The following is a 16,302-nucleotide window of genomic DNA, read 5'->3' on the forward strand; positions in this document are numbered from 1 at the left end:
TTCCGTGAAACGCCTCATGGCCGGTTTCAAAACTGATCCTCGAGTCCCGACGTTGAGCGTTGCAGCGGAGTCTCTCGGGGAAGGAGAACCACGGTGTCCACCTTCACGTCCTTCGTCGCCGATTCGAACCCCGGTCTGCCGGGTGTCGCGCTCGTCAGTATCAGCCGCCTGCAGTCGCTTTGCGAGACGGTCGCGCCGCGCTATGCCGCGCGCGCGAGATTTTTCCCGGTCCGCGAAGGCTACGGAGCGGCCGTCGCCGCGTTGCAGGCCTACGTGGACGCCGGCTCCGTCGACGTCGTGCTGGCCGCCGGCTCGAACGGCGCGTATCTGCAAGCGCACCTGAACGTGCCGGTCGTCACGGTCAAGGTGAACGGCTTCGACGTACTGAACGCGATCACGCACGCGACGGCGACGTGGCCCGACGCGCGGATCGGCCTCGTGCTGCACGAAACGATCTCGCACGAACTCGACGAGCTGGGCCCGTGGTTCAACGTCGATCTGAAACAGCGCGCCTACCGCTCGATCGACGATGTGCGGCTCGCGGTCGGCCAGCTCGCCGCCGACGGCTGCGGCGTCATCATCGGTCCGGGCATGGCCTGCGATCTGGCGCAGCAGGCCGGCATGGAAAGCGTGTTCCTGTACTCGTTCGGCGCGGTCGAGGAGGCGTTCGAGCGCTCGGTTGAACTTGCGCGCGTGAGCCGCCGGAAGGAATCGCGGCGTATGCGTCTGAACACGATCGTCGCGCATCTGCGCGACGGCGTCGCCGCGTTCGACGACGCCGGCCAGCTCGAAGCCGTCAATCCCGCGATGCTCGAACTGCTGGGTCTCGCGGACGACGAAGCGCACGGCCGGCGGCAGGTGGCGCGCGCGCTCGCGCCGCTGCTGCGCGACACGCGCGCGGCGGACCAGCCGGTCGACGGGCGCATCGAGCAGATCGGCGGACGCGCGCTGAGCGTGAATTGCGTGCCGATCGTCGAGCAGGGCGTGCGCACCGGCTTCGTCGTGACCGCGCAGGACGCGCTCGTCGCGCAACGGATCGACCATTCGTTGCGCACGAGTCAGCGGCCGAGGCACCTGGTCGCGCGGCATCGGCTCGACGATCTGATCGGAGAATCGGCAGCGCTCGCGCGAGTGCGCCGGCTCGCGCGCGCCGGCGCCGCGCACGACGCGACGGTGCTGCTGACCGGCGAAAGCGGCACCGGCAAGGAACTGGTCGCGCAGGGCATCCATAACGCGAGCCGGCGGCGCGGTAATCCGTTCGTCGCGTTCAACTGCGCGGCGTTGCCCGAGGGACTGATCGAAAGCGAGCTGTTCGGCCACGAGGAGGGGGCATTCACCGGCGCGCGGCGCGGCGGCAAGCCGGGGCTCTTTGAAATCGCGCATACCGGCACGATCTTTCTCGACGAAATCGGCGAAATGCCGCCTGCGCTGCAAAGCCGGCTGCTGCGTGTGTTGCAGGAACGCGAGGTGATGAAGCTGGGCGCGGGCCGCGCGACGCCGGTCGACGTGCGCGTGATCGCGGCGACGCATCGCGATCTGCATGCGCTCGTCGAGCAGGGTGCGTTTCGCGCGGATCTGTATTTCCGCTTGAATCTGCTTCAGATAAAATTGCCGCCGCTGCGCGAGCGGCGCGACGATATCGCGCCGCTCGCGCGTCATCTGCTGGGCCGCGGTGCGCTCCAGTACGGCTTGTCGGCGGCGGCGCTCGAACGGGTGCTCGCGTTTCTCGCTCCGCTTTTTGCGAATTACGCGTGGCCGGGCAATGTCCGCGAACTGGAAAATCTGCTCGCCCGTGCCGCGATCTATGCCGGCGATCCGGCGGTCCATCCGGCAGACGATTCGGCTGGGAACTCGCCCGCCGACGTGTTGCCAGACTGGCAAGCAGTGTTTCCGGAATTTGGGCGGATCGGGCCGGCAACGGCCGACGCGGCCAGCAAGGCATCTGGAAGCGCCCCGGCGAGTGCGTCGCCGCGCGCGCCACTCACCCGCGCAGACGCGTTGCGCGCCCTCGAACGCTCAGGCGGCAATCGCGCCGCCGCGAGCCGCGCGCTCGGGATCGGCCGGACCACGCTGTGGCGGCTTCTAAAGACCTGATGACCTGATGCGCCCCAAAAAGCAGACCCGATAGCCAGTGGGGGAAAAATAAATAGCTTAAGACTATTAATATTATTAAAACAATCTGCTTTACCTATTAAGTGTAATCTGACATACTGAGTCCACTTTCCAACCACCCTGAAAGAGGACTCAGCAAATGCCGATCATCAACAGTCAAGTCAAACCGTTCAAGGCGCAGGCTTACCACAACGGCAATTTCCAGACCGTTACTGAAGAAGACCTGAAGGGCAAGTGGTCGGTTTTCGTTTTCTACCCGGCCGACTTCACGTTCGTGTGCCCGACCGAACTGGGTGACCTGGCCGACCGTTACGAAGATTTCAAGAAGCTGGGCGTGGAAATCTACAGCGTCTCGACCGATACGCACTTCACGCACAAGGCATGGCACGACACGTCGGACACGATCCAGAAGATCAAGTACCCGATGCTGGCTGACCCGACGCTCGCCATCTCGCGCAACTTCGACGTGCTGATCGAAGAAGAGGGTCTCGCACTGCGCGGCACGTTCGTGATCAACCCGGAAGGCGAGATCAAGGTGTGCGAAATCCACGACAACGGCATCGGCCGTGACGCGGGCGAGCTGCTGCGCAAGGTTCAGGCTGCCCAGTACATCGCCGCGCATCCGGGTGAAGTGTGCCCCGCCAAGTGGACGCCGGGCGCTGAAACGCTGACCCCGTCGCTCGACCTGATCGGCAAGATCTAAGGTCTTCGCAGCCTCCCTGGCTGTATCCGCAGTCTGCATCCGCCGGGATCTTCCCGGTGCATCACTCGCGCGAATCGCCCGATACGGCGTTTCGCGCATCCCCGGGCCGCAAGCGTTCTATCCGGACCACCGCGGCGCCGGGAACCCCATACTCCTCGTCACGGAAAACGCAAAGCCATGCTTGACGCCAATCTCAAGACTCAACTGAAAACGTATCTCGAAAAAGTTGGCAGGCCTATTGAGCTCGTCGCATCGGTCGACGACAGCGCAAAATCGCATGAGCTGCTGGCCTTGCTGAACGATATCGCGACGTTGTCGGAGCGCGTCACGGTGGTCGAGCGTCGCGGCGACAGCGAGCGCAAGCCGTCGTTTTCGATCGGCGAAGTGGGCAAGGACACCGGCATCCGTTTTGCCGGCATTCCGATGGGACATGAATTCACGTCGCTCGTGCTTGCACTGCTGCAGGTGGGCGGCCATCCGGTCAAACTCGACGACGCGGTGATCGAACAGATCCGCAATCTCGACGGCGACTATCAATTCGAAACGTATTTCTCGCTGTCGTGCCAGAACTGCCCGGAAGTCGTGCAGGCGCTGAACGTGATGGCGCTGCTCAATCCGCGCATCCGTCACGTCGCGATCGACGGCGCGCTGTTCCAGAACGAAGTCGAAGCGCGCCAGATCATGGCGGTACCGACGATGTTCCTGAACGGCGAAGTGTTCGGCCAGGGCCGCAGCGGCGTCAAGGAAATCCTCGCGAAGCTCGACACCAACGCCGGCGCGCGTGCCGCGAAGGAACTCGAGAAGAAGCCGGTGTTCGACACGCTGATCGTCGGAGGCGGCCCGGCGGGCGCGGCGGCGGCGATCTACTCGGCGCGCAAGGGCATCGCGACGGGTGTCGTGGCCGAGCGCTTCGGCGGCCAGGTGCTCGATACGCTCGCGATCGAGAACTTCGTCTCGGTGAAGGAAACCGAAGGACCGCAGTTCGCGACCGCGCTCGAACAGCACGTGAAGGCTTATGAAGTCGACATCATGGACGTGCAGCGCGCCGAAGCGCTGATTCCGGGGCGCATCAACGAAGTGCGTCTCGCCAACGGCGCGGTGCTCAAGGCGAAGACGATCGTTCTGGCAACCGGCGCGCGCTGGCGCGAAATCAACGTGCCGGGCGAGCGCGAATATCGCAATCATGGCGTCGCGTACTGCCCGCACTGCGATGGTCCGCTGTTCAAGGGCAAGCGCGTCGCGGTGATCGGTGGCGGCAATTCGGGCGTCGAGGCGGCAATCGACCTCGCGGGTATCGTGCGTGAAGTCACGCTGCTCGAATTCGGCGCCACCCTGCGCGCCGACGAAGTGCTGCAACGCAAGCTGCGCAGCCTGCCGAACGTGACGGTCGTCACGCAGGCGCAGACCACCGAAATCACCGGCGACGGCAAGAAGGTGAACGGTCTCGTCTACAAGGAACTGGCTTCGGGCGAAGTGAAGAAGGTCGAACTCGAAGGCGTGTTCGTGCAGATCGGCCTCGTGCCGAACACCGAATGGCTGAAGGGCACGGTCGAGCTGTCGAAATATGGCGAGATCATCGTCGATGCCCGCGGCGCGACCTCGGTGCCGGGCGTGTTCGCCGCCGGCGACGTGACCACGGTGCCGTACAAGCAGATCGTGATCGCAGTGGGCGAGGGCGCGAAGGCATCGCTCTCCGCGTTCGATCATCTGATCCGCACCAGCGCGGACGAAGAAAGCGAGGCGGAAGCCGAAGCAGCGATTTGACGCTGTAGTTCGATGTCGTTGTAGTGATCGACGGCGGCCCATGCATGGGCCGCCGTTTTTTATTCGTCGCTGCTTGCGGCGGTGCGCGGTAATATCAACCGTCGCGGAAAATAAAGCTATACGCACTCAACGCCGGCACCCCGCCCAGATGCGCGTACAACACGCGCGAGCCTTCCGGAAATTCACCGTTGCGCACCTTGTCGATCATGCCGTGCATCGACTTGCCCTCATAGACCGGATCGGTCAGCACGCCTTCGAGCCTCGCGCACAAGCGGATCGCTTCCAGTGTCCCCTCGTTCGGCAGACCGTATTCCGGGCCGCCATAGCGCTCGTCGAGCACGACGTCCTTCGCGGTGATGTCGCGGCCAAGCTCGACGCGCCCGGCGGTCTGCTGCGCGATCCGCATGATCTGCTCGCGCGTCTGCGCGGGTTTCGCCGATGCATCGATGCCGATCACGCGATCGGCGCGGCCGTCGGCGGCAAAACCGACGACCATGCCCGCCTGCGTGCTGCCCGTCACCGAGCACACGACGACGTAGTCGAACTTGAACCCGAGTTCGGCTTCCTGCTGCCGCACTTCTTCCGCGAAACCGACGAAGCCGAGTCCGCCCAACGGATGATCCGAACAGCCCGCCGGAATCGCATACGGCTTGCCGCCGGCTGCTTGCACGCTGTCGAGCGCGTCTTCCCAGCTCTTGCGAAAGCCGATGTCGAAGCCGTCCGGCACGAGCCGCACGTCGGCGCCCATCATGCGCGACATCTGGATGTTGCCGACGCGGTCGTACACGGCATCGTAATAGTTGACCCAGTTCTCCTGCACGAGCACGCACTTCATGCCGAGATGCGCGGCGACGGCCGCCACCTGACGGGTCTGGTTCGACTGGATGCCGCCAATCGACACGAGCGTGTCGCAGCCCCGGGCAAGCGCGTCGGGAATCAGATATTCGAGCTTGCGGGTCTTGTTGCCGCCGAACGCGAAGCCGCTGTTGCAGTCCTCGCGCTTGGCGTACAGCCGCACTTTGCCGCCGAGATGTTCGCTCAGACGGTTGAGCGGCTGGATCGGCGTCGGTCCGAAGGTGAGCGGGTAGCGGGGGAATCGTTGCAGGTTCATCGCGGCTCCGTGATGGATGGAATGCAGTGAGTTGATGTTAGAAAAAACTGCGCGAAATGAGCTTGCGAAAAAAATCGCCGAGACGTACTTTGAAAAGGATCGAATCCCAGTATTTTTAATAAAACATCGTACAGTCGCTCATGAACGCAACAAAAATTCGCACAGATTCGAGACCTGCCGCCACGTCCGCGGCCGATCCGCTGCACCCGCTCGACCGCATCGATCGCGCGATCCTGCGGCAGTTGCAGACCGACGCGTCGATTTCGAATGTCGCGCTCGCGGCCAGAGTGAAGCTGAGTGCGCCGGCCTGCCTGCGGCGCGTCGAACGGCTCAAGGCGTCGGGGCTGATCCGCGGCGTGGTCGCGTTGCTCGACCCGAAGGCGGCTGGCGCGGGGATGCTCGTGATCATCGGCGTGGTGCTCGATCGCTCGACGCCCGAGTCGTTCGCCGAGTTCGAAAAAGCCGCGCAGAAAGTGGCCGGCTGCATGGAGTGTCACGTGGTGACCGGCGAATTCGACTATTTCATGGTGATCCGCACGCGCGACAGCGACAGCTTCAACCGTCTGCACGCCGAGCAACTGCTGTATCTGCCGGGCGTGCGGCAGATCCGCTCGTTTATGGTGCTGAAGGAAATCCTGTCGACGACGAAATTTCCGCTCTGAATCCACGCCGGGCCGTGCCGCCGAAAGAAAAGACGCGCATGCTGTCATAAACGGCGCACCCGAACGACCCAGCCTCGAACTATTCGCGCGCAGCACGCGGAGAACGGTACGGGCTTTTCCGGCGCGAATTGAACGAGGAGATGCGGCATGAATAGCGGCAAACCCGTTGGTAGCCGACCCGGCGGCACGATGAATCGCACCCGGCCCCGATCGCGCGCGGCCGCGTTGTCCTTGCTGTTCGGCACCGGTGCGCTGGCGTTGCTGCTTGCGCAGCGCATGGCGTTGTCGGCGGAGACCGGAGTCGTGATCGCGCCGCCCGCGCTCGACGAACCGGTCCTCGCGAGCACCACGCACGAGGAAACCGCGGTGTTCGCGGGCGGCTGCTTCTGGGGCGTGCAGGGCGTGTTCCAGCACGTGCGCGGCGTGACGAAAGCGGTGTCCGGCTATTCGGGCGGCGCGCGCGATACCGCGCAATACGAGACCGTCAGCGGCGGCGAGACGGGGCATGCCGAATCGGTGCAGGTCACGTTCGATCCCGGCAAGGTCACGTACGGTCAACTGTTGCAGGTCTATTTCTCGGTGATTCAGGACCCGACCGAACTGAACCGGCAGGGACCCGACAGCGGCACGCAATACCGTTCCGCGGTGTTTCCGCTCAACGACGCGCAGCGGCGCGTCGCGCAGAGCTATATCGCGCAGCTCGACAGGTCGCACGCGTTTGCGGCGCCGATCGTCACGAAGACGGAGCCGTACAAGGGCTTTTATCCCGCCGAGTCGTATCACCAGAACTACCTGACGCTGCATCCGGATTCGGCCTATATCGTGTTCAACGACATGCCGAAAATCGCCAATCTGAAGCGGCTGTTCCCCACTCTGTATCGCGACAAGCCGGTGTTGGTGGAAACCGGACAGTAGCGCGGCGCGGCTGATAATTGCGTCGCCGCGTTTCTTGCGGGGGACGGGCGGCGAACGATGCGCGCCGCGCTTATGCCTCGCTTGTGCCTCGCTTGCCTAGTTTATGCCTCGTTTATTCCGCTACAGGCGGGCGGCCGGCGCGACGCATCGGCTTGACCCGCACCCGCGCGCGCCATTCATTCATCAACCTTCCATCCAGTTGGCGCATATCTTGCGCAGGAGGATTTCGTCGGCCGGTTTTGTGCGTTGCTGCAGTGCACACGAAACCTGCCGGACGGCTTGCTGCCCGTTATGGCGCGTCGCGCGCAGGCCGGACCCGATACGTTGCATGCAGTCCGCGCCGATTACTGGAAAAATTACATGCCGTAAGTAGCGGTGCCTCGGTCGCCCGGGCTGGTCGGACCGTGTTGGATCCCCGGACGAGAACATAATCTTTTCGCGATACGCGAGATTGGAGGCTTCTGGTGTTGAACAGCCGTAGAACGAAGCGGGGCGCCAAACCTCGCAATAAACAAACCGGCATCGCCGCGCGCTCGCTCGTCGCCGCGACTCTTGGCGGGATCGCCTTTCTGCCCGATGTGGGGTTCGCGCAGACGCCGTCGCCTCTCGGTGAATGGCAATACTCGGTCGGCATTCCGTTGCAGAAGATGTATCAGCCGAACATTCCCGACTGGCAGGTGCGCTTCGGCGCGGCGGCCTCGTTCCAGCCGCGCTTCGAGGGTTCCGACCGCTATCACCTGGTGGGTGGTCCGAGCATCGACGTGCGCTACAAGGACCTGTTCTTTCTGTCGAGCGGCGAGGGCTTCGGGATGAACTTCGCGCGGGGCGAGAACTGGCGCATGAGTCTCGCGGCCGTCTACGATCTGGGCCGGCGCGGGCAGGACGATCCGCAGGAGCTGAACGGACTCGGCAACATCAACGCGGCGCCCGGCCTGAAACTCGCGGGCGAATACGTGATATCGAAGGACTTTCCGCTCGTGCTGCGCGCCGATATCCGCCGCTATTTCGGCGGCTCGAACGGCTGGATCGGCGACTTCGGCGCTTATATGCCGATGCCCGGCAGCACGAAGAAGTTCTTCTGGTTCGCCGGCCCGAACGTGACGCTGGCGGACTCCAAATATATGAATAGCTGGTTCGGCGTCAATCAGGAACAGGCCGCCCACTCGCAGTATTCGCAGTATCACGCGAGCGCGGGCTTCAAGTCGGTGGGCTTCGGCATCAGCGCGATCTGGCTGTTCAACAAGCACTGGTTCGCGACCGCGGACGGCGCGTTCGAGCAGCTTGTCGGCAGCGCGGGCAACAGCCCGATCACGCGCAGCCGCGCGACCGGTGTGGCCGACGTGTCGATCAACTACCGGTTCTGACGGCCGGCGCGAGGGCGCGTGCCTCCGGAGAAGCGGGGCGGCGGCACGGGCGCCGTCCCGCTTTCGCGCATCTTCACACGCATCGCTTCAATCCGCGCCGCGATTCCCGCCGCGCACCCTCGCGGGTACATCGCTTGCTGGGACCTCCCTGTGCGCCCACGCGTCCGTGCGTCGGCGCGCCCGAACACAAGGAGTCCATCCCCATGGCAGGTAAAGCGAGTACCCGGAAGCCCGCGGCCCAGGCGGCTCACGCGAACGATCCGAAATCGAAGGATCTCGAGCGCAATCGCATCAGTCCGCAAGGCGAAGCGCTGCGAACCAATCAGGGCGTCAAGATTGCCGACAATCAGAACACGCTGCGCGCGGGTCCGCGCGGCCCTTCGCTGCTCGAAGATTTCATCATGCGTGAGAAGATCACGCACTTCGACCATGAGCGCATTCCCGAACGCATCGTGCATGCGCGCGGCTCGGCCGCGCATGGCGTGTTCCGGCTCTACGAATCGCTGCGCGAGTATACGAAGGCCGCGTTCCTGCAGGACCCGGCCGTCGAAACGCCGGTCTACGTGCGTTTCTCGACGGTGCAGGGGCCGCGCGGTTCGGCCGACACCGTGCGCGACGTACGCGGCTTCGCGGTCAAGTTCTATACGCAGGAGGGCAATTACGATCTGGTCGGCAACAACATGCCGGTGTTTTTCATCCAGGATGCGATCAAGTTTCCGGATTTCGTGCACGCGGTGAAACCGGAAGCGCCGAACGAAATGCCGACCGGCGGCTCCGCGCACGACACGTTCTGGGATTTCGTGTCACTCGTGCCCGAATCGGCCCACATGGTGCTATGGACGATGTCGGACCGCGCGATTCCGCGCAGCCTGCGCACGATGGAAGGCTTCGGCGTCCACACGTTCCGTTTCGTGAATGCGCAAGGCAAGGCGCGCTTCGTCAAGTTCCACTGGCGTCCGGTGCTCGGCTCGTATTCGCTGCTGTGGGACGAAGCGCAGAAGCTGGCCGGCAAGGATCCGGATTTTCATCGGCGCGATCTGTGGGAAGCGATCGAGCGCGGCGACTTTCCGGAGTTCGAGCTGGGCGTGCAGATCATCGAGGAAGCGGACGAGCACAAGTTCGATTTCGATCTGCTCGATCCGACCAAGCTGATTCCGGAAGAGCTGGTGCCGGTGAAGATCGTCGGCAAGATGACACTCAATCGCAACCCGGACAACTTCTTTGCCGAGACCGAACAGGTTGCGTTCCATCCCGGCCATATCGTGCCGGGCATCGATTTCACGAACGATCCGCTCCTGCAGGGGCGTTTGTTTTCCTACACCGATACGCAGATCAGCCGCCTCGGCGGCCCGAACTTCCACGAAATTCCGATCAACCGGCCGGTATGCCCATCGGTCAACAATCAGCGCGATGCGATGCATCGCATGACGATCCACGTCGGGCAGGCTTCGTATGAGCCGAATTCGCTGAACGACGGCTGGCCGAAGGAAACCGATCCGGCTGCGGCGGATGGCGGCTTCGAGAGCTATCAGGAGCGCGTCGAGGGCACGAAGATTCGCGTGCGCAGCGAATCGTTCGCCGATCATTTCTCGCAGGCCGCGCTGTTTTACAACAGCATGTCGCAACCCGAGAAGGACCATATCGCCGCGGCCTATCAGTTCGAGCTCGGCAAGGTGACGAAGCCTGAAGTGCGCGCGCGCGTGGTCAACGAGATCCTCGCCAACTTCGACGCGGGACTCGCGGCGAAAGTCGCCGAAGGGCTCGGTCTGCCGGCGCCGAAAAAGGGCACGGCGAAGCTCGTCGGGCCGAAGTCGTCGCCCGCGCTGAGCCTGCTCAATCGCGTGAAGCCCGGCATCAAGACCCGCAAGATCGCGCTGCTCGCCGCGCCCGGTTCCGATGGCGCCGCGATCAGGCAGTTGCAACAGGCCTTGCGCGGCGAAGGCGCGACGCCGATGCTGATCGCGCCGACGCTCGCCGAAATCGACGGCATCGCGCCGGACGCGACGATTGCCGGCTTGCCGTCGGTGATGTTCGACGGGCTGATCGTCGTCGGCGGCGCGGCGGGGGCGAAGACGCTTGCGCAGTCGGGGGATGCGCGGCATTTCGTGCTCGAGGCGTTCAAGCATCTGAAGGCGATCGCGGCGCTCGGCGCGGGGCGCGACGTGCTCGCCGCCGCGCAGTTGCCCGATCATGCGGACGGCGTTGCGACCGGCGACGACAAGCAGCACGCCGACGTGCTGAAGGCGTTCGTCAAGGCCGCCGGACAGCATCGGGTATGGTCGCGCGCGGCCCAGGCGGAATCGGTGCCGGCCTGAGACCCGCGCATGCGCCGGTCCCGCACCGGCGCCATAGCGTCGCGATGAAGCTGGCCGCTTCCCGCCGGCCAGCTTCATTGCGCGTTTCACCCCAAACCCACCACCACCGGCAAATCTTCGCGCCCCGATGCCAACCCATACCCAGCAAGCCTGAGCGCGCGAATGCACATCTCAAAATGAACCTCATCCTGTATGATGGCGGCGGCCACATCGCGACGAAAAAAAGCACCGTGCCTGAATCCGAAAAATATTCCGCGTCGATTTGATTCGCCATGCCGAAGACAGAAAAAATGACCGCATCGCAGGCCGTCGATCAGCTCCGCTTCCGTCGCATTCTTCGTCGCAACATCGCGCTGCCTTTAGGCGTCGGACTCGTCACGATGGCGCTGTTCGTCGGGCTGATTGCTTACCTCGTCTCGACGATGAGCTGGGCCGAGCACTCCGAGCGCGTGATCGGCGACGCCAACGAAATGCTGCGGCTCGCGGTGGATCGCGAATCGTCGCTGCGCGGCTTTCTCATCACCGGCGACGAGAGCTTTCTCGTGCCCTACGAAAACGGCGGACCGAAGTTCAGGGCGCAGCTCGACGCGCTGCGCAAGCTCGTCTCCGACAATCCCCCGCAGGTCGAAAGGCTCGCGGAGATCCAGGCATTGCAGCAGCGCTGGAGCCGGGTCGCCGAAGACCTGATCGACGCGCGCCGTCGCAATCAGGACTTCGAAAGCGCGGTCGCGGCCGGCCGCGGCAAGATCGAATTCGACGAGACGCGCCGTGAATTCGGCGATTTTCTCGACGTCGAGCTGCGTCTGCGCCAGCAGCGTGCTGAAGCGACGCGCAACGTGACGGCGACGCTCGTCGGCGCGTTCCTGCTGTTCAGCCTCGGCGTGAGCGGGCTGCTCGCATGGATGGGCCGCCGCGAACTGCTGAGCCTGTCCGCCACTTACGACGAGGCGCTGCGCCAGCAGGCCGAACAGACCGGCATGCTGACGCAGCAGATCTGGCTGCGCTCGGGCCAGCGCCTGCTCGCGGAGAAGGTGGTGGGCCAGACGAGCCCACAGCTCGTCGGCCGCGCGATGCTCGACTTTCTTGCTCAATATCTGGACGTGACCGTCGCGGCGCTCTATGTACGCGACCGGCAGCACGGCACGCTGCGCCGCATCGCGACCTATGGTTTCAGCCGCGAAAGCGAGCAGGTGTCCGCGTTGAGCTTCGAGGAAGGCGAAACACTGGTGGGCCAGGTGGCCCGCTCGCGCCGCATGCTGGTGCTGCGCGACGTACCGGCCGATTACGTGCGGGTCGCGTCGGCCACCGGCAGCAGCGTGCCGCGCAATCTGCTGATCATGCCGATCGAAAACGACGGCCAGATCAACGGCGTCGTCGAAATGGGCGTGCTGCGCGAGGTGACGCCGCGCGACGAAGAGCTCATGGGACTGATCCGCAACAGCATGGGCGATTTCGTCGAAGCCGCGCTGTATCGCGAACGCTTGCAGGACGTGCTGGCCGAAACACAGCAACTGAACGAGGAGTTGCAGGTCCAGCAGGAGGAATTGCGCGTCTCGAACGAAGGGCTCGAGGAGCGCGGCCGTGCGCTGATGGATTCGCAACGGCGCCTCGAGGCGCAGCAGGCCGAACTCGAGCAGACCAACGTGCAGCTCGAGGAATACGCGCAGCGTCTCGAGCGGCAGAAGTCGGATCTGCTGCGCGCGCAGAACGATCTCGCGGCCAACGCGGAACGTCTCGAACAGTCGAGCCGCTACAAGTCCGAGTTCCTTGCGAACATGTCGCACGAATTGCGCACGCCGCTGAACAGCTCACTGATTCTCGCGAAGCTGCTGCAGCAGAACCGCAGCGGCAATCTGACCGCGGAGCAGGTGCGCTACGCCGAGACGATTCATGCGTCCAACAGCGATCTGCTGGTGCTGATCAACGACATTCTCGATCTGTCGAAGGTCGAGGCGGGACAACTGACAGTCGAGCCCGAAACGGTGTCGATCGACGCGCTGCTGCAATCGATCGAGGAAATGTTCCGGCCGCTCGTCGCGACCAAGTCTCTGCGCCTCGCGTTCGATCGTCTGCCGGGCACGCCGGAGACCTTCGTCACCGACGGCCAGCGGCTCACGCAGATTCTGCGCAACCTGTTGTCGAACGCGGTGAAGTTCACCGAGCACGGCGAGGTGACGCTTTCGGTCGCGCCGGCCGAAGGCAATACGCTGCGCTTCGACGTGCGCGATTCCGGCATCGGTATTCCGGCCGACAAGCTCGAAATGATCTTCGAGGCGTTCCAGCAGGCCGATGGTTCGACGAGCCGTCAATATGGCGGCAGCGGTTTGGGGCTGTCGATTTCGCGCGAGTTTTCGCATCTGCTCGGCGGGCGCATCACGGTATGGAGCGAAGTGGGCAAGGGCAGCGTGTTCACGCTGTGGCTGCCGCTCGATGCGCGCGAGGCGCCGGCGCCCGGCGACGGCGCGGTCGGCGCGGTTGCGGAGGCGCTTCGCGCGCCGCCGGGTGATGGGCGGTCCGCGGTGATTTCGCCAGTCAATGCGGGGGCAACCGAGGTTTCAGGCGCGGTTTCAGGCAGCGCGTCAGGCGCCACGCCACGCACCGTCCCGGCCGCCGATGCCCCCGAAGCCGCCGCGTCGATCGCCGACGACCGCGACCATCGCGCGCGCGCGGGCCGTCTGATCGTCGCGGTCGAAGACGATTTGGCGTTCGCCGAAATCCTGCGTGATCTCGTGCATGAACTCGACTTCGATTTCGTACACGCGAGCAATGGAACGAGCGGCCTCGCGCTCGTGCGCGACATGCGCCCGGCCGCGGTGCTGCTCGACGTCGGTCTGCCGGACCGCTCGGGCCTCACCGTGCTCGAATGGCTGAAGAGCGATCCGCTCACGCGCCATATTCCGATTCATATCGTGTCGGCCACCGACCACGCCGACAAGGCGCTGCACCTCGGCGCGATCGGCTACACGCTGAAGCCGACCGCGCGCTCGACGATGGAGGCCGCGATCCGCCGTCTCGAAGCGCGCCTGCAACAGCGCCTGAAGCGCGTGCTCGTGATCGAGGACGACGCGCCGATGCGCGAGAGCATTCGCGCGTTGCTGCAGAGCGAGAACACCGAGATCGTCGCGGTCGCCACGCTCGCCGACGCGCTAAAGCAACTGTCCGAGGTCACGTTCGATTGCGTCGTCACCGACCTCGCGCTGCCCGACGGCACCGGCTACGACCTGCTCGAACGCCTCGCCGCGAACACCGGGCACGCGGCGCTGCCGGTGATCGTCTACACGGGCCGCATGCTGTCCGACGAAGAAGAACACCGGCTGCGCCGTTATTCGAAGTCGATCATCATCAAGGGCGCGAAGTCGCCGGAACGGTTGCTCGACGAAGTCACGCTGTTCCTGCACAGCGTCGAGTCGTCGCTCGCGCCCGAGCAGCAGCGCATGCTGCGCACCGTGCGGCAGCGCGACAATGCTTTCGAGGGCCGCACGATCCTGCTCGCCGAAGACGACGTGCGCAACATCTTCGCGCTGTCGCACGTGATCGAACCGCTGGGCGCGAAGCTGCTGATCGCGCGCAACGGCCGCGAGGCGCTCGACGAGCTCGAAAACGGCCCCGAAGTGCATCTGGTGCTGATGGACATCATGATGCCGGAGATGGACGGCCTGACCGCGATGGGCGAGATTCGCCGCAATCCGCGTTTTGCGCATCTGCCGATCATTGCGTTGACCGCGAAGGCGATGGCGAACGACCGCACGCGCTGCCTCGAAGCGGGTGCCGACGACTACGTGTCGAAGCCGATCGACGTCGACAAGCTCGTCGCGTTGTGCCGCGTATGGCTGAGGCAGCGCTGACGGACCAACAGGCGAGAAACGCGATGAGCCAGTCCACCTTCGACGCGCCACAGCGCATGAGTGATTTCGACATCGAGCTGAAGCTGCTGCTCGAGGCGATCTACCTCAAGTATCAGCACGACTTCCGCCATTACGCGATGTCGTCGCTGCGGCGCCGTCTCACGCAAGCGCTCGACGAATTCGGCGTGCAGACGCTGTCGCAATTGCAGGACCGCGTGATGCGCGACGGCGACGCGTTTTCGCGCCTGTTCCAGTACCTGACCGTGCAGGTCAGCGACATGTTTCGCGATCCCTCGTATTTCCTCGCGCTGCGCGAACACGTGTTGCCGCGTTTGCGCACCTATCCGTCGATCAAGGTCTGGGTCGCCGGATGCAGTACCGGCGAGGAACTCTGGTCGCTGAAAATCCTGTTCGACGAGGAAGACCTGACCGAGCGCACGCTGTTCTACGCGACCGACATCAACCCGGACGCGCTCGCGCGCGCCGAAGCGGGCATTTACGCGCTCGAACGGATTCAGGGCTTCACGCAGAACTATCTCGCGGCCGGCGGCACGCGTTCGCTGTCGGACTACTACCATGCCGCCTATGGCGGCGCGCGCTTCGCCGGTTCGCTGAAGGAGCGCGTGGTGTTCGCCGATCACAGCCTGTCCACCGACGAAGTCTTTCTCGAAGCGCATCTGGTGTCGTGCCGCAACGTGCTGATCTATTTCGATCGCGGCCTGCAGGATCGCGCGCTCGGTCTGTTTGAAAACGCGCTCGTGCGGCGCGGCTTTCTCGGTCTGGGCAGCAAGGAAAGCCTGCGGTTTTCCCGTCATCATTCGGCGTTCGACGAGTTCCGCGCGGCCGAACGCATTTATCAGAAGCGTTAGGCGATGCCACGCTTGTCCCGATCCACAGTCAGACAGACCGTCGACGCCGAGGCGCGCACGAACGCGCCGCGCGGCTACGATCTCGTCGTGATCGGCGGTTCGGCGGGCGGCCTCGAAGCGCTCAGCGTCCTGATCGGCGCGCTGCCCGCGCGTTTCGCGCCGGCCGTGATGATCGTCACGCATCTGCCGCCGGATGCGCCGAGCTATCTGGTGCAGGCGCTCGCGCATCGCTGCGCGCTGCCGCTGCTCGAACCCGACGCGGGCGAGCGGATCCTGCCGGGCCGCGTGCACGTCGCGCCGCCGGGCTATCACATGCTCGTCGAGGTGGACCGCACGGTCGCGCTGTCGACCGATGCGGCGGTGCGCTTCTCGCGCCCGTCGATCGACGTGCTGTTCGAATCGGCCGCGGCCGTGTACGGCGCGCGGCTGCTCGCGATCCTGCTGTCCGGCTCCAACGACGACGGCGCGCACGGACTCGAGTGCGTGCGCGCGTTCGGCGGCACCGCATGGGTGCAGACGCCGGAAACCGCCGGTTCGCCCGCCATGCCGCTCGCCGCGATCGAACGCGGCGCGGCCGACGCTATCTACAATCCCGAAACCATGGCCATGCAGCTTGCCGCGCTGCCGGCCTCTCTGTGATCC

Annotated in this window: 11 protein-coding genes; 10 read left to right on the forward strand and 1 reads right to left on the reverse strand. The window is 64.6% G+C overall.

Annotated features, from left to right (window positions below):
- Positions 1 to 93: 93 nt before the first annotated feature.
- The 3 genes from prpR (at position 94) to ahpF (ending at position 4,579) form a co-directional block, all read left to right on the forward strand.
- Entirely contained in the window at positions 94 to 2,094 is a 2,001-nt protein-coding gene (gene prpR, locus QM685_RS20395; RefSeq protein ID WP_415118669.1) for a propionate catabolism operon regulatory protein PrpR, read from the forward strand.
- A gap of 157 nt (positions 2,095 to 2,251) precedes the next feature.
- Positions 2,252 to 2,815: an alkyl hydroperoxide reductase subunit C gene (gene ahpC / locus QM685_RS20400; protein WP_415118671.1), complete on the forward strand. Its 564-nt coding sequence runs from the start codon at positions 2,252 to 2,254 to the stop codon at positions 2,813 to 2,815.
- Between the two features lie 177 nt (positions 2,816 to 2,992).
- Positions 2,993 to 4,579, forward strand: coding sequence for an alkyl hydroperoxide reductase subunit F (gene ahpF / locus QM685_RS20405; protein WP_415118673.1), 1,587 nt, complete (start codon positions 2,993 to 2,995; stop codon positions 4,577 to 4,579).
- A 94-nt stretch (positions 4,580 to 4,673) separates the two neighbouring features.
- Here ahpF and QM685_RS20410 read toward each other — a convergent pair whose 3' ends face one another.
- Entirely contained in the window at positions 4,674 to 5,690 is a 1,017-nt protein-coding gene (locus tag QM685_RS20410; protein WP_415118675.1) for a 1-aminocyclopropane-1-carboxylate deaminase, read from the reverse strand.
- A 140-nt stretch (positions 5,691 to 5,830) separates the two neighbouring features.
- On the opposite strand from QM685_RS20410, the gene QM685_RS20415 reads away from it, so the two are divergent.
- The 7 genes from QM685_RS20415 to QM685_RS20445 all read left to right on the forward strand — a co-directional run bounded on the left by QM685_RS20415 (position 5,831) and on the right by QM685_RS20445 (position 16,299).
- Positions 5,831 to 6,352, forward strand: a complete 522-nt coding sequence (locus tag QM685_RS20415; protein ID WP_415118677.1) for an Lrp/AsnC family transcriptional regulator — start codon at positions 5,831 to 5,833, stop codon at positions 6,350 to 6,352.
- A 147-nt stretch (positions 6,353 to 6,499) separates the two neighbouring features.
- Positions 6,500 to 7,267 carry a peptide-methionine (S)-S-oxide reductase MsrA gene (msrA, locus tag QM685_RS20420; protein ID WP_415118681.1) on the forward strand — a complete coding sequence of 256 codons (768 nt, stop codon included), beginning with the start codon at positions 6,500 to 6,502 and terminating at the stop codon, positions 7,265 to 7,267.
- Between the two features lie 464 nt (positions 7,268 to 7,731).
- Entirely contained in the window at positions 7,732 to 8,631 is a 900-nt protein-coding gene (locus tag QM685_RS20425; RefSeq protein ID WP_415118683.1) for a MipA/OmpV family protein, read from the forward strand.
- A 203-nt stretch (positions 8,632 to 8,834) separates the two neighbouring features.
- Complete coding sequence (gene katE, locus QM685_RS20430; protein ID WP_415118685.1) at positions 8,835 to 10,946, forward strand: catalase HPII; 2,112 nt, start codon at positions 8,835 to 8,837, stop codon at positions 10,944 to 10,946.
- A 290-nt stretch (positions 10,947 to 11,236) separates the two neighbouring features.
- Positions 11,237 to 14,791: a response regulator gene (locus QM685_RS20435; protein ID WP_415118687.1), complete on the forward strand. Its 3,555-nt coding sequence runs from the start codon at positions 11,237 to 11,239 to the stop codon at positions 14,789 to 14,791.
- A 23-nt stretch (positions 14,792 to 14,814) separates the two neighbouring features.
- Entirely contained in the window at positions 14,815 to 15,660 is an 846-nt protein-coding gene (locus QM685_RS20440) for a CheR family methyltransferase (protein ID WP_415118689.1), read from the forward strand.
- A 12-nt stretch (positions 15,661 to 15,672) separates the two neighbouring features.
- Positions 15,673 to 16,299, forward strand: a complete 627-nt coding sequence (locus tag QM685_RS20445) for a chemotaxis protein CheB (protein ID WP_415118691.1) — start codon at positions 15,673 to 15,675, stop codon at positions 16,297 to 16,299.
- Positions 16,300 to 16,302: the final 3 nt, after the last annotated feature.

The sequence above is a fragment of the Paraburkholderia sp. genome (assembly GCF_047605525.1).
GTDB lineage: Bacteria > Pseudomonadota > Gammaproteobacteria > Burkholderiales > Burkholderiaceae > Paraburkholderia.

Coding starts and splice junctions, on each gene's coding strand:
- ahpC (WP_415118671.1), top strand. CDS start 2,252: ATGCCGATCATCAACAGTCAAGTCAAACCGTTCAAGGCGCAGGCTTAC.
- ahpF (WP_415118673.1), top strand. CDS start 2,993: ATGCTTGACGCCAATCTCAAGACTCAACTGAAAACGTATCTCGAAAAA.
- QM685_RS20410 (WP_415118675.1), bottom strand. CDS start 5,690: ATGAACCTGCAACGATTCCCCCGCTACCCGCTCACCTTCGGACCGACG.
- QM685_RS20415 (WP_415118677.1), top strand. CDS start 5,831: ATGAACGCAACAAAAATTCGCACAGATTCGAGACCTGCCGCCACGTCC.
- msrA (WP_415118681.1), top strand. CDS start 6,500: ATGAATAGCGGCAAACCCGTTGGTAGCCGACCCGGCGGCACGATGAAT.
- katE (WP_415118685.1), top strand. CDS start 8,835: ATGGCAGGTAAAGCGAGTACCCGGAAGCCCGCGGCCCAGGCGGCTCAC.
- QM685_RS20435 (WP_415118687.1), top strand. CDS start 11,237: ATGACCGCATCGCAGGCCGTCGATCAGCTCCGCTTCCGTCGCATTCTT.
- QM685_RS20440 (WP_415118689.1), top strand. CDS start 14,815: ATGAGCCAGTCCACCTTCGACGCGCCACAGCGCATGAGTGATTTCGAC.